We start from the raw sequence: 327 nt of genomic DNA, 5'->3' as shown, positions 1-327 counted from the left end.
GCGATTTGATCGGACAGAAAAAGGTGAGCGCCTACACTTTGCCTCAGCCATGACGCTTCTTGGCAAAAAAGATGGCGATGGCGGGGATACAGGTGTCAGCTATTTGGATCTTGCAGATTTTCTTGTCCGCAATGGTGCACAAGCCAAGGACGATTTGGAACAGCTTTGGCGGCGGATCGTCTTTTATGTTTGCGTATCCAATACTGATGACCATTTGCGAAATCATGGCTTTATGCTGACAGATATAGGATGGGCACTCTCACCTGCTTATGATATCAACCCTGTTGCAACTGGTGGCGGATTGGCTCTTAATATCTCAAAAGAAGA

1 protein-coding gene is annotated in these 327 nt (G+C 46.8%); it reads left to right on the top strand.

Going from position 1 to position 327, the window contains the following annotated elements; all coding sequences use genetic code 11:
• On the top strand, positions 1–327 hold a 327-nt coding region (locus ACYQ8U_RS23330), incomplete at both ends, for a HipA domain-containing protein (RefSeq protein ID WP_459947943.1).

The organism is Desulfocastanea catecholica (genome assembly GCF_054657295.1).
The sequence above is the reverse complement of the archived record's forward strand: the minus strand, read 5'-3'. Positions and strand labels throughout refer to the sequence as shown.